Annotated in this window: 10 protein-coding genes; all 10 read left to right on the forward strand. The window is 44.2% G+C overall.

Going from position 1 to position 14,878, the window contains the following annotated elements:
• Window positions 1-108 precede the first annotated feature (108 nt).
• The 10 genes from PSM36_RS01820 to PSM36_RS01865 all read left to right on the forward strand — a co-directional run bounded on the left by PSM36_RS01820 (window position 109) and on the right by PSM36_RS01865 (window position 14,824).
• Complete coding sequence (locus PSM36_RS01820; protein WP_076928534.1) at window positions 109-564, forward strand: calycin-like domain-containing protein; 456 nt, start codon at window positions 109-111, stop codon at window positions 562-564.
• Between the two features lie 6 nt (window positions 565-570).
• The gene (locus tag PSM36_RS01825; RefSeq protein WP_076928535.1) at window positions 571-1,236 is read left to right on the forward strand and encodes an HmuY family protein; all 666 of its coding nucleotides are present in this window, start codon (window positions 571-573) and stop codon (window positions 1,234-1,236) included.
• 13 nt (window positions 1,237-1,249) lie between these two features.
• Window positions 1,250-3,181 carry a TonB-dependent receptor plug domain-containing protein gene (locus tag PSM36_RS01830; RefSeq protein WP_076928536.1) on the forward strand — a complete coding sequence of 644 codons (1,932 nt, stop codon included), beginning with the start codon at window positions 1,250-1,252 and terminating at the stop codon, window positions 3,179-3,181.
• Between the two features lie 122 nt (window positions 3,182-3,303).
• On the forward strand, window positions 3,304-3,909 hold the full coding sequence (locus tag PSM36_RS01835; protein WP_083710884.1) for an HmuY family protein: 606 nt from the start codon (window positions 3,304-3,306) through the stop codon (window positions 3,907-3,909).
• 79 nt (window positions 3,910-3,988) lie between these two features.
• A complete protein-coding gene (locus tag PSM36_RS01840; protein WP_076928538.1) occupies window positions 3,989-6,196 on the forward strand; it encodes a TonB-dependent receptor in 2,208 nt (735 codons plus the stop codon).
• A 39-nt stretch (window positions 6,197-6,235) separates the two neighbouring features.
• Window positions 6,236-10,486: a cobaltochelatase subunit CobN gene (locus tag PSM36_RS01845; protein WP_076928539.1), complete on the forward strand. Its 4,251-nt coding sequence runs from the start codon at window positions 6,236-6,238 to the stop codon at window positions 10,484-10,486.
• Between the two features lie 98 nt (window positions 10,487-10,584).
• Entirely contained in the window at window positions 10,585-11,268 is a 684-nt protein-coding gene (locus tag PSM36_RS01850; protein ID WP_076928540.1) for a hypothetical protein, read from the forward strand.
• A complete protein-coding gene (locus tag PSM36_RS01855; RefSeq protein ID WP_076928541.1) occupies window positions 11,268-11,864 on the forward strand; it encodes a MotA/TolQ/ExbB proton channel family protein in 597 nt (198 codons plus the stop codon). Before PSM36_RS01850 ends, PSM36_RS01855 begins: the two co-directional genes overlap by 1 nt.
• A gap of 4 nt (window positions 11,865-11,868) precedes the next feature.
• On the forward strand, window positions 11,869-12,201 hold the full coding sequence (locus PSM36_RS01860) for a DUF2149 domain-containing protein (protein WP_076928542.1): 333 nt from the start codon (window positions 11,869-11,871) through the stop codon (window positions 12,199-12,201).
• A gap of 220 nt (window positions 12,202-12,421) precedes the next feature.
• Window positions 12,422-14,824, forward strand: a complete 2,403-nt coding sequence (locus tag PSM36_RS01865; RefSeq protein WP_076928543.1) for a TonB-dependent receptor — start codon at window positions 12,422-12,424, stop codon at window positions 14,822-14,824.
• Window positions 14,825-14,878 lie beyond the last annotated feature (54 nt).

Genomic DNA, 14,878 nt, shown 5'->3' on the forward strand with positions numbered 1-14,878 from the left:
TTTAGGGATTGTATGCTTCTTCTATACCCCTTACTTTTGCAATCGTAAGTCAAGACTATAATTTGGCTTAGCTGAACAATTCAAATCACCTGTTAAATTTTTAACAACATGAAACTAAGAACTCAATTGATTATGTTAGTTGCCATATTGTGTATGGCATCATGCGAAAAGAACGATGAACCTGAAATCAATCTTGCACAGGATATTGCGGGAGTCTATAATGGACAATTAACACTATCGGTTGGAAGCACTGCCATGGATCCGGTAGAAAACAGTAAAGTAACCATTAAACATCAGGAAAACGGAAAAGCCGAGGTCACCCTGGCAGGATTTGGCGAGGGGGCCATGAGCTTTCAGGATATTGTGATAAAGGATGTGGTAGTAACAAAAGGTGGCAATGATACTTATTCCTTAGTTGGGGACATAGATGCGATGAGCGGTACGACAAACGTAACCGGCAATGTAGAGGGAACCGTAATAAAAGGCGGTAAAGCCAATATCACATTTACCCTGAAACCCGGTGCCATGCCGATGAGCATTAATGCTGTTTTCAACGGACAATAATGAGAGATGAAACCTGTTATTCTTTTCATCAGACTAATTATGCCGGGAATACTCTTTCTGTCATTCCCGGCATGTAACGGTATTTTGGGTAATATCTATGACGAACCGTTAGCCGAAGAAAAGAACGAGTTCGGATTTATCGAAACGGATGAGACAAACAATTCCGGTACCGTTTATATAGACGCTACAAGCTATACCAAATGGACGTACATAGATTTTCATACACTTACTGTGGACTCACTTGAAATAAGTGAAGAGATGCAGGAACCCGAAAACTGGGACATCGCTATCCACCGCTACGACGCCAAAACCAACGGAGCTTTCGTCCTCGAAACGGGATTCACAGGGCTTTCGACGCTTAAAGCCTCAGGAGAGATTCCCAAAGGCGATTATGTCTCCGATGAGTGGACAACAAACAAAATTGTGGTGGATATGTCGGGGATGATGGATGGGAAACTGAAATATGCCGAATCGTACTACAATCGGGAGCTTTCCAAATGGCTGTTTGTGGATACGAGCACCATGCCTCCCGGTTATAATCCCTCGAACAAGGTTTATATTATCAGGTTGAAAGACAATACCGTTGTCGCCGTCCGGCTTCGGAACTTTATGAACGCCTCGGGTGTAAAAGGCTATATGACCATAGACTATATTTATCCTTTTGAAGTGTAAATAAAACGTTATTATGCAAAAAATATTGGTAACAGTATTTTTACTTACAGGATGCTGTTTCCTTATAAATCCTGTTTCTGCACAATCCATCGATACCCGGACTTATTCAGATAGTGCTGCATACGACACGATGCTCGACGAAATAGTAGTTACAGGTACACGCAGCCCTAAAATACTGAAAAATTCACCGGTTATCACCAAAGTATTTACTGAAAACGAGATACGAAAAGTGGATGTAACGCATATCGGAGAGTTGCTCCAATCGGAACTTCCGGGTATCGAATTTACTTATTCCATGAACCAGCAGGTATCGCTCAATATGCAGGGCTTCGGCGGAAATTCCGTCCTTTTTCTTGTAGACGGAGAACGGATTGCGGGTGAAACGTTAGAGAACATAGACTACAGCCGGCTCAACCTTGATAATGTGCAGCGTATCGAGATCATCAAAGGTGCAGCTTCATCGCTCTACGGATCGAATGCCGTGGGAGGCGTGGTGAACATTATCAGTAAAATACCTGTGGAACCACTACATGTTAATTTTAACACCCGATTGGCAACGAACAACGAGCAACGACACGGTGGAAGCATAAGTATCAATACAGGTCGGTTGAGCAGTGCAACCAACGTACAATATGTCTCTGCCGGCGATCTTAAAATGAAAAATGAAGGAGTCTATTCCAAAGTATACGGCAACCGCACGCTGAATGTTAAAGAACGGCTGCAATACAATTTAGGGGACAACTTCAAACTTACCGGGCGGGGAGGTTACTTCTTCCGTGAACGCGATTCCCAGGTCAGCAGCAAAGACCGTTATCGCAGTTTCAACGGAGGAGCAAAAGGGGAATATGCCTTTCATCAAAAAAGTAATCTGGAGCTGGCATACTCGTTTGACCAATACGATAAGAGCAGTTTCCTGGTTGAAGACCGCCTCGATGTGCGTAATTACAGCAATGTGCAACACAATTTGAAAGGATTGTATAACTATTCTTTTAATAGCAAAAATATGCTGACGGTAGGTGGCGACTATATGCGCGATTACCTGATGAGTTACCAGTTCAAGGACAATGCCAGTTACCTGCAGCATGTAGCGGATATTTTTGCCCAATACGACTGGACACCCACTGAAAAACTGAATATAATCAGCGGGTTGCGGTATGACTATTTCTCCGATGCGGATATCAGCCATGTTTCGCCTAAAATCGGATTGATGTTCAAACAGGGACGCTTTAACTTTCGGAGTTCTTATGCCGGAGGTTTTCGTGCTCCCACTCTCAAGGAAATGTATATGAATTTCGACATGGCAAGTGTTTTTATGATTTATGGAAATCGGGATTTGAAAGCCGAATCGAGCCATAATTTTTCCCTTTCCGGTGAGTACACCAGCCAGTATTATAATTTTTCGCTGACGGGGTATCACAATATTGTGGATAACCGCATCACAACCATATGGAACACGGAATTGAAAGGAATGCAGTACATGAATATTGCCAAAATCAATATTACTGGCATAGATGCAAACGCATCTGTCCGGTTACCATCCGGTATCGGTGCCCGTCTCTCCTATGCTTTCACTCACGAAAAAATAGAAAAAGGACAGCCTCTGCTGTCGCAAACCCGCCCTCATGCGGCCACAGCCCGCATAGAATACGGTAAGACATGGAGGAAATACGGTTTTAATATAGCGTTGAACGGACGTCTCCTTTCGAAGCTCACCACTTATGAATATACGTCGCTCACTTCCTATGAAGAGATGGAGGAGGTTACCTATCCCGGATATACGATCTGGAAACTCAGCCTGATGCAAACCTTTCGACAGGGGATTAACCTGATTGTTGGTATCGACAACCTGTTCAATTACGTTCCCGACTACTATTACAGTAATTCCCCATATACGACAGGCACTACATTTTCTGCCGGAGTCTCGATAGACATCAGCAGATTTTAAACAGCAATACCCTAATATTATAATATAAGTTGGAAAAAATGATAATTTATAGGGATTGTGGTGGTGGTTAATTGCCAATAACTTTGCGTTTTTATTATTAATAACAATTTTAATATAAGAAAATGAAAAAGTTTGGTTTTTTAATGTTGCTCAGCGTCTTATTCTTGGCTGCTTGTGATAAGGATGACAAAGAGCCGGCTCTTCCGGGTGAAGTAAAAGATGTGAAATTTGAAGATGTCAGATCATATACCGATTGGAAATATTTCTCTTTCTCGAAAGGAGAGTTTGTTACCGTTACTGATCATCAGAACGATCTGACGTGGGATATTGCTTTCCATCGGGGTGATGTCCGCCTGAATGGAGGTGCGTCAGGTAAAGGAAAAGGGGAAGCAATCAATACCCAGCAAACAAATTGGAATGCAGTGACGGAAGCACCTGCGAGTGGTTATATAAAAGACCAGGTCGGAAAGATAACAACTGCATTTACAGGGGATGGTATAACGGAAGAGGATCAACCTTTTTCTCAGACGGTTACAACGTGGCTGACGGTTGATACAAGTAACCCGCCTCCCAAATACACCGTTCATAATTGGATCTATGTTGTGAAAGCCGCAGACGGTAACTATGTAAAACTCTGGTTGTATGACAACAAAGATGAGAAGAATACTGCGGGCTACGTTAGCTTCAGATATCAGTATAATGCAGGCGGAAGCACCAGGTTCAACTAAAAGATCTTGATAAGAGAAAATTGGCAAGATTGTCTGATAGTTTTCACTGTTCAGGCAATCTTGTTTTTAGATAATAGGTATGAGGATTATACTGTTGGCAATATTCTTTATCACTGGTATTGGGCTTAACGCACAGCACCAGCGAATAGAAGGCCGGATTATTGATTGCAGGTCGCAGGAAGGTATACATCTTGTCAGTGTAGGAATACTCGGCACAACCAAAGGGGCTATTTCCGACGAATCGGGAAAATTCGTTATTGAAGAAGTGGCGGAAGGTGATTATACCTTTGCCGTTTCATCAATCGGTTATGAGGATAAGCGCATACCGGTTTCCGTTCCCTCAAAAAATGAAAGTCCGATAATCACCATATCGCTGTGCGAACAGACGATTGATCTGGATCAGGTTGTTGTGACGGCAACCCGTACAGAACGGTTGCTGAAAAATGTTCCTATACAGACTCAGATGATTTCGTCCAAAGCCATTGAACGCATGCAGATAACCAATTTCAGGGATTTACTGGAATACGAACTGCCCGGGGTAGAGTTTACCAACAATGGCGGTTATGCCAATATCAATATGCTTGGCTTCGGAGGCAAATATGTGTTGTTTCTGGTGGACGGCGAACGTATGGCGGGCGAAACGTTCGATAATATAGATTATAACCGGGTGGATATGGACAATGTGCAGCAAATCGAGATTGTGAAAGGAGCAGCATCTTCCCTCTACGGCTCCAATGCTGTGGGAGGAGTGATTAATATTATCACCCAAAAGCCGCGGAAAACATTTGAAACAGGAGCTAATGTAAGATTCGGGAGTAATAACGAACAGAATTACCGCTATACCGTAGGCACACGCAGAAAATGGGGATATGCAAACCTGACGGCATCATTCAAATCGATGGATCCCTACTTGCTGAAAGACCGGGAACCTCTTACTCAATGGTTTGCCAACGGAGATAAAGTGGAATATCCGTTAAGTGAAACTTATATCGCCGGATATAAGGATTACAGTGTTAATCCCCGGGTAGGGATAGATGTCTCTGAGAAGTTACATTTAGAGACAAAGGGGGGATATTATTTCAAGGAGAGAAATCCCGGAGGTTTGGACGGAACAAAAGTTACCGACCGCTACTATAACTATTCGGGCGGATTAAAAGCGGATTACAAAATATCGGATGCTCAGCATTTACAGATTTCCGGGAATTTCGATCGATATGACAAGTTCAAATACTACAAATTGTTGAGCGAAAAAGAAAAAACCTATGAAAATTCCCAACAGCGATTCAATGGGATGTATACCCTTTCTTTCGCTGCGGGACACTCGTTGGTAGCCGGTGCCGAATATTTTTCCGATAATCTGATGACATTTATGTTTGAGAGCGACGGGAGCAATGCGAAGCGTGACGCGCAGACTTATGCCGTTTATACCCAGCAGGAATGGCTGTTGGCTGAGAAATTTACACTCGTAACCGGTTTGCGTTACGATTATCATTCACAATTTAAGGGTCATCTTACGCCCCGTCTATCGGCGATGTTTAAGTTTACTCCCCGGTTCACCGTCCGGGGTGGATATTCAGGCGGTTTCCGTTCGCCCACTCTCAAAGAATTATATACCGATTGGTTCCATCCCGATGGTGGGGGATTTCAGATTATCGGTAACAAAGATATGAAGGCAGAGAAAAGTAATAACTTCAACCTCTCGGCCGAACTGTCTCTCGGGAAAACGGTTATCACTGCTATGACGCAATATTCCCTTATCGAAGATATGGTAAGTACATTGTGGGCAAACCAGGATACAGTGCTGTATGCCAATATTGGGGATGCCAATGTATGGAGTACGGAGTTATCGGTTACCAGCCAGATAACCAATAACCTTTCTTTGAAAGTAGCTTCCTCTGTAGTGACCGATAATCTTGGGAAAAGGTCGATTATACGTCCTTTTTCGTCAACCGGGCGGATAGACTATATCATTCCTGTTTTCGGGAAATATAATCCTACAATCAGTTTCAGCGGAAAATATTTCGGAGGGATGGATATTTACGGAACCGGAGATATTACGGATACTGATAACGAAACGGGGATTGAGAAGGAAGTTTCCGAAGAATACAAGGTGCATTACGACGGATATGCTATTTGCTGCTTGTCGTTTGCACAGGCGCTTCCTTTCAACCTGACGTTGAATGCCGGGATAAATAATCTTTTCGATTATAAGCCTAAATTTTCAAGTTTTTATTCGAGTATATCGCCCGGAAGAACATATTATATCGGGTTAAAATGGAAGTTATAAGGAAGCATCCTCAAAAAACAGTAAATAGTTTATATCTATATGAAAAAGAAATATACGCTCATCGCTTTATGCGCCCTGGTCATTATTGCTGCAGGATGGATAGCCTGGCAGAAAATGGCTGCCCCCACCAGAATCGCCTTGTTTAATTTCCAGTCTTTTCAGGTATCGAATATCTCGTTATCGAACGCCGATAAATTTATAAAATTCGAAGAGGTTTCGGTGGAAGAGGTCGGTAAATTGAAAAATTATGATTTCGTGCTGGGTTTCGGTATGGGGCTGAAAGTATCGGAAGAGCAGCGTGCACAGATCCAATCGGCAGCAGACAAAGGAACGCCGGTTTATATGTTTGCCGTAACCAATCCGCAAAATAATATCTGCAACCTGGACAGTACGAATTTAGAGCAGATATCCGGTTATCTTAGCAGCGGTAATAAGGCCAATTACCAGAATATGGCGCGTTATATACGCCGGAATATCGACAAGAAAATCCTGTTTGCCACCGAGGCAGAGCCTGTAGTGGAAAGTGTGTCTGATGCGTTTTTTCATATCGATGAGAATGTGTCTTTCGAAGAGGTGAATGAATATGAGGCATATCTCAAAAAGCAGGCCTTTTACAAGGACGGAGCCGATAAGGTCGCCATTATAGCCGGCATTCATGATCCGTTCAGTGGTAATAAAGAACATCTGGACAGCCTGATCATGTCGCTGCAGAATTCGGGATTGAATGTCTACCCCATCTCTTCAATGACAAAACGCATGGATTTCCTGGAACAGGTGAATCCCGATGCGGTGGTTTATTTTCCACACGGACGTCTTTTGATGGGACAGCCGGATGCAGCCGTGGAATGGTTAAAGAGCCGGAATATTCCTGTTTTTACGCCGATTACTATTCTGCAACTCAAGGAAGACTGGATGAAAGACCCGATGGGAATGTTCGGCGGCTTTATGGGACAGACCATTGTTATGCCGGAACTTGACGGCGCCATTTATCCCTATTCATTGGTAGCCCAGGAAAAAAACAATGAGGGTCTGTATGTTTTCAGAACAATCCCCGACAGGCTTAAAAGTTTCACGGCGATTGTCAATAACATGATCGCCCTCAAACATAAGAAGAATGCGGAAAAAAAAGTCGCTATCTATTATTTTAAGGGAGCGGGACAGGAAACATTGGCAGCGCAGGGTCTGGAAACCGTGCCTGCCCTCTATAACCTGTTGAAGCGTTTAAAAGCCGAAGGGTACAAGGTGGATAACCTCCCGGCAACCGAAAAAGAGTTCGAGAATCTGTTGATGACACAAGGTTCGGTGTTGAGCACCTATGCCGAAGGAGCATTCGACGAATTTTTAAAAAAAGGTAATCCGCAACTGGTTAAAAAGCAGGATTACGAAACATGGGTAGGTCAAACCTTATCAAAGGAATCCTATAAAGAAGTGACCGATGTGTACGGCGAAGCACCGGGAGCCTACATGAGCGTTGTTGAGAATGGAGAAGAATACATTGCCGTGGCTCGCATACAATTGGGAAATGTGGTCTTGTTGCCTCAACCCATGGCTGCATTGGGCGATGATGATTTTGCTATCGTTCACGGGGCGAAAATGCCCCCGCCGCACACCTATATCGGCTCTTATTTATGGACTCAGTTCGGGTTTAAAGCTGATGCCTTGATCCATTTCGGAACACACGGCAGCCTTGAGTTCACACCACAAAAACAGGTGGCGCTGAGCAGTAACGACTGGGGCGACCGTTTAGTCGGTACCATTCCCCACTTTTACTATTACACTATCGGTAATATCGGTGAAAGCATGATGGCAAAACGGCGTTCGTATGCTACCACCATCTCTTATCTTACTCCTGCTTTCACGGAGAGCAATACCCGTTCGCAGTTCAAATCGTTACAGGATAAGATACGGGAATATTATAGAACCGGTGAAGCACAGCAACCCACAGCATCGGTAGAGGTTAAAAAGATTGCTGTGGCGATGGGTGTCCACCGCGATTTGCGTCTGGACAGCGTAATTTCCCAGCCATATACCATCGAAGAAATAGAGAGGATAGAGAACTACGCAGAAGAGATTGCCAATGAAAAGATAAACGGTCAACTTTATATTTCGGGTGAACCCTATACACCCGAAAAAATAAAATCTACCGTGCTGGCTATGAGCGCCGATCCGATTGCTTACAGCCTCTCCTCTCTCGATAAACAAAGAGGAAAAGTAACCGAAAACCAGTTGAAGAGCAAAACATTCTTCACACAAGCGTACCTTGATCCGGCAAAAAATCTGGTCAATCAGGTCCTGGCCGGAAAAACCGTCGATGATGAACTCGTATGTGCGGTAGCAGGGATTACCGCTGCAGAGCTGGGAGAGAGTAAAACTATTCTGAATCCACCCAAAAGAGGTATGGCGGCAATGATGGCGTCAGGCAATGATACTCCGAAAGATGACTCGAAAAAACCGGAAACAGCTATGCCGAAAGACGGCCCTGCTAAAGCTGAGATGCCGAAACGTCCGGAAGTAGGTGCCACTAAAGACTTATCGGTGACAAAAAGTGAATCACGTCCGGCTGGAGCGGGTATGCCGGGACAATCCCAAGCGCCTGAATATACTAAAGAACAGAAGGAAAAGGCCCGTATGATTGCCGAGATTGAACGTACCATCCGCAACATTCTCCATTATAAATCGGCGTTGGAAGAGAGTCCCGAACTCGAGTTTAAAGCAATGATCAATGCGCTCTCCGGAGGATATGTAGCGCCTTCTTCGGGCGGTGATGCGGTGGCAAACCCCAACGGGGTTCCCACCGGAAGAAACCTCTACTCGGTAAATGCCGAAGCCACTCCGTCGGAAGTGGCCTGGGACAGAGGAGTGGGGTTGGTAAAAACCACGCTCGAGCAATATCATAAGGAGCATAGCGAGTATCCGCGTAAGGTGAGTTATACCTTCTGGAGCAGTGAGTTTATCGAAAGCGAAGGAACCACCATCGCCCAGGTATTGTACATGCTGGGCGTTGAACCGGTGCGTGATACCTACGGTCGCGTTTCCGAACTCCGGCTTATACCTGCTGAGGAGTTGGGCCGTCCGCGTATCGATGTGGTCGTACAGACGTCAGGGCAGTTCCGCGATCTGGCCGCATCGCGTCTGATGCTTATTTCGAGAGCTGTAGAAATGGCTGCGGCGGCAAAAGATGAAAAGTATGAAAACCTCGTGTCGAAAAGTACCGTTGAGATAGAACGCCAGTTGGTTGAACAGGGTATATCGCCCAAAGATGCCCGCGTCATGTCTACCCGCCGCGTATTCGGAGGGATCAACGGTATGTATGGTACAGGTATTCAGGAAATGATTACCAGCAGCGATAAATGGGAATCGGAAAAAGAAATTGCCGATGCCTATATCAATAATATGGGGGCGGATTATGGAAGCGATAAGAATTGGGGCGAATTCCAGGCAGGACTTCTCCGTACTGTTCTCAGTAATACGGATGTGATTGTCCAACCACGTCAGAATAATACCTGGGGTGCATTAAGCCTCGACCATGTGTACGAATTTATGGGCGGGATGAATCTTGCTATCCGCAATGTGACCGGTAAAGACCCTGACGCCTATTTTGCCGATTACCGTAACCGTAATAATGCCAAAATGCAGGATCTGAAAGAGGCCATCGGTGTTGAATCGCGTGCCACCATACTCAATCCCGAATATATCAAGGAGGTAATGAAAGGTGGCGCGTCGAGCGCTACACAGATTACCGAAGTGGTGACCAATACCTTCGGATGGAACGTTACTAAACCTAATGTCATCGATAATGAATTATGGGATGAACTCTACGATGTATATGTAAAAGATAAATTCGATCTGGGTACGGAAGCGTTTTTCAGGGAAAAAAGCCCGGCTGTATTGCAGGAAGTAACTGCCATTATGATGGAAACCGCACGGAAAGGTATGTGGAAAGCCACGCCCGAACAGCTTGCTGATATTGCTAAACTGCATACCGATCTGGTAAAAGAGTTCGGTTCGACCGGCTCGGGTTTTGCCGGAGGAAATACCAAATTGCAGGATTATATTGCTCAGACTGTAGATCCTTCCGATGCCCAGGTTTACAACAGGCAGATCCGCGCGATGAAAACCCCCGGAGCCGACGCGAGCGTAACCCCGGCAGGAACAGTCCTCAAAAAACAGGAGGTTGGGCAAATTGAGAACGGTGAAAAGAATTCACTCAACGGAATCATTGTTGCCACGGTAGTACTTCTGGTATTTGTCATTCTTTTATTAATTTTGCGGAGGAAAAGGAGGAGCTAATTGTTAGAATAAAGAACCAAGATCCAAGAATCAAGATACATCCAGTAGATTAATACAGTCTTGGTTCTTGGCTCTTGAATCTTGTATCTCAAAAGAAGATGGAAATCATCATCCAGATATTGATCCTGTTCATCATTATCAACACTATCCTGAAGCTTAGTTTCTGGAAATGGTGGCAGACGGTAATCTTCGGGGCTATTTGTGCGATTTTTGTGATTTGGGCACAACAATATGCTATTGTCCAGTCCAAAACGCAGTTGCACGATTATCTCTCGAACCGTCAGGCATTGCAGGATATGGCTGTGCTCATCACGGTAGAGTCGGCCATCTGTTTTGCTTTTTGTTTTGCCGCGTTGATGACCATGTTCGGCAAGAAGAAAAAGCATTGGGTACGGTTATTATACTGGTATCCCAGCCTTTTGTTGTTCCCTGTACTGTTTTATATGCTGACACAAGCTATATTCAGCCTCTCAGGAACCAATTTCAACACCATTGCATACACCATTGCCGGAATTACCTTTGTTGTCATTCCCGCCGCTTCCTGCGGTATGAAACTTTTTATACCGGAAAAGGAATTGCGGCTGGAGGTACATTTTCTCGTAAGCCTGTTTGTAGCCATATTGGGATTATTGACAACCGTAAATGGGAATGTCACCTACACAGCGGCAAAAGAGCCGCTAAATATCCGGGCGATACTCTATTCTATTGGCCTGTTTGTGGTATTATTCGCAATAGGATATATCTGGAACAAATATAAGTGGAAGTTTAAAAAATTCAAATAATGGAAGTTATTTCAAAAACGTTATTCTGGGTAGCCAATAGTCTATTGATACCCGATATTATTATTTTGTTGTTCCTTTTTGGGCGCTCATTGCTGCTCATCGGCAGTTTTTACGACCAGTTCATGACCAAACGGAAAAATGACAAGGCGATAGGGAATAGAATCAAGGAGTTGTCGAATTTCAGTATGGATGAATTAAAAGCTGTTATTCCCAAAAACGACAATTCGCTTTTCATTAAGTATCTGCGTGACTTGCTGACCACTCCTCCGAGCGAGGCATACTCCGATTTCTTGATTTCGAATTTCGAGAACGAGGCTGATAAAGACCTGGCTCTCTCGAAGATGCTTGCCAAAATGGGACCAGTACTCGGACTGATCGGGACGCTTATCGCCATGAGCCCGGCGTTGGTGGGACTTTCCACCGGAGATATTTCGGGTATGGCGTATAATATGCAAGTGGTTTTTGCTACTACGGTCGTCGGACTTGTGGTATCCGCAATCGGACTGGTTACATTACAAACCAAACAACGTTGGTATGCAAAAGATGTGAATAACCTCGATTACGTTTCCCGCATTTTAACCGAAAAAAATAATTGATATCATGAGCAGAAAAAGAAGGATCAGCAAATTTTCAGGCGAAGAGGATACCGATCCGCTAAGCGTTATCGTGAACCTGTTCGACGTAGCGATGGTATTTGCTGTGGCGTTGATGGTTGCCATGGTGATGCATATGAATATGACTGAAATCTTTACGCAGGAAGATTATACAATCGTAAAGAATCCCGGCAAAGATAACATGGAGATCATCACTAAAGAAGGAAATAAAATCAATAAATATACTCCCTCAGACGATCAGTCATCAGGCTCTAAAGGTCGTAGGGTAGGGGTGGCTTATGAACTCGAGAACGGTGAAATAATTTATGTGCCTGAATAGAACGTCTTTATTTATTTAGCTTAACAAAAACGCTTACTCAATCAATCTCTGTTGTTACTATAATAGGGTTATTTGCCTATGTTCTACCTGCAAATTCTATCATTTGTGGGTATATATGGTTATTTTCTACCGGAAAAATACTCATTTCTTGCAATTGATGCCTTATGTTATTGCCTATATCTTTGTCCTAAAATTTTAGGTAATTCCATTAATATAAAAAATGAATCAATTAAAGAGTCTTTATGTAAGGCTGACCGGGATAATCGTTTTCATTTTCTTTTTTCATTCTTTATTTGCACAACAAGACCGCCAGGCCGTTATTCGGGGAAGCGTAAAGGATAGTAAAGGTGATCCGGTAGAGTTTGCTACCGTCTACATAAAAGAAACCCAGCAGGGTACACAATCGGACATTAAGGGAGATTTCCTTTTGCAGGTTGCGCCGGGGAGTTACACGTTTTGTGTGCAAATGATGGGGTACGAAACACATGAACAACCCATCACCGTGCAACCGGGCGGGAGAATGACGATTTCGGTAGAGTTGGCTGAGAAGAGATATGCACTCCAGGAGGTGGTGATAGAAGCCAAATCTTCCGTACAACGCATTAATGAGTCGGCATACAATGCCGTAGCGCTGGATGCCACGGTACAACATAATTTAACGACTAATCTGTCGGGCATGCTCAATAAGGTGTCTGGTGTCAGGATCCGCGAAACCGGTGGGGTAGGATCTGAAATGCAGGTTATGATGGACGGCTTCAGTGGGAAACATGTGAAAGTCTTTATCGACGGCGTTCCTCAGGAAGGTGTGGGAGCATCGTTCGGATTGAATAATATCCCTGTAAACTATGCCGAGCGTATAGAGGTATACAAGGGGGTAGTACCCGTAGAGTTTGGAACCGATGCCATTGGCGGCGTAATCAATATTGTGACCAGGAAAGGTTTTAATAGGAAATGGCATCTCGATGCCTCCTATTCGTATGGTTCGTTCAATACCCATAAGTCTTACTTCAATTTCGGACAAACATTTGATAACGGACTGACTTATGAGGTAAATGCGTTTCAAAACTATTCCGATAATAATTACTATGTGGATACGCCGGTAAAAGAGTTTTTGCCAGACGGAGGTAGTAGTACCGACAGGTCAAAGATTGAGCATGTAAAACGGTTCCATGATACTTTTCATAATGAAGCGATATCAGGAAAAGTCGGTCTGGTAGATAAACCGTGGGCAGACCGGTTGATATTTGGGGTCACTTATTCACAGGTATATAAAGAGTTGCAGACAGGCGTACGCCAGGAGATCGTTTTTGGTGGCAAATACCGCAAGGGCCATTCTGTGATGCCGTCGCTCGAATACCGCAAACGGAATATGTTTGTGGATGGGTTGGATGTGACGCTAACGGCCAACTACAATAAAAACAATACGCATAATGTAGATACCTCCTCTTATGAATTTAACTGGCGGGGAGAAAAACGTCTGCGGACCGGTACGCCCGGGGAGCAGTCATACATGCATCTACGATCAGACAATAATAACTGGAATGGAACGGTTTCTGCCCGTTACCGGTTAAAGGATATCCATTCGTTTACATTCAACCATATTATCAACTCCTTCAGGCGTTCCAACAGGTCGCTTCTGACACCCGGATCCGGCCCTGACCCGATACCCAAAGAAACGCAGAAGAATGTCAGCGGTCTCTCTTACCAGCTTATGCCCAACGATAGATGGAATGCATCGCTCTTCGGTAAATATTACTATCAGTATGTGGCAGGCCCGATAGCTACCTCCTCTTCACTTGATGAAATTGTACGGGCCACTAAAACCATCAGCACTACCGGTTATGGTGCGGCCGGGACCTATTTTATCATGGATAATTTACAGGCCAAGATATCTTATGAGAAGGTGTACCGCCTGCCTACCAATAATGAAATGTTTGGCGATGAAGACCTGGAAACCGGAGATATAGCGATCAAGCCCGAGAACAGCCATAATATCAACTTCAATGTGAGTCTTGATGAGTCATTTGATAAACATGCCATTTACCTGGAGGGGGGATTGATTTACCGTGATATAAAGGATTATATCCAGCGTAATATCACGGGACTGGGCGGTGGACGCTATGGTGCTGCCTATGTCAACCACGGTAAAGTGCTTACGAAAGGGTATACCCTTACTGCGCGCTACAATTTTTCAAATCTGTTGAGCGTGGGAGGAAACTTCACCGAAATCAATACACGCGATAATGTAGCGACAACCATTACCGGCTCACCCAGTAATACTTATAAAGCCCGTATGCCCAATGTCCCTTATCTTTTTGCTAATGCGGATATTACTTTTTACCGTCACGACCTGGGTGCGAAAGGGAATGTGCTGACGGTTTCTTACGATAATTTCTATGTAAAGAGTTTTCCCCTCTATTCGGAGGCACTGGGCAGTAGCGAGAGTAAATCAGTTGTACCTACTCAGTTCTCCCATAATGTGAGTGTCTCCTACTCTCTGAAAGAGGGGCGTTACAATATCTCATTCGAGTGTCAGAATCTTACTGATGAAAAGTTGTATGATAACTTTAGCTTGCAAAAGGCGGGCAGGGCATTCTACGGTAAACTGAGGGTTTCTCTGTAAAATAAAATTGTAATGGATCGATTGGATCGGTTCCTATGTATACAAACTTCAAAT

Origin of the sequence: Proteiniphilum saccharofermentans (assembly GCF_900095135.1) — a bacterium.
GTDB classification, from domain to species: Bacteria; Bacteroidota; Bacteroidia; order Bacteroidales; family Dysgonomonadaceae; genus Proteiniphilum; species Proteiniphilum saccharofermentans.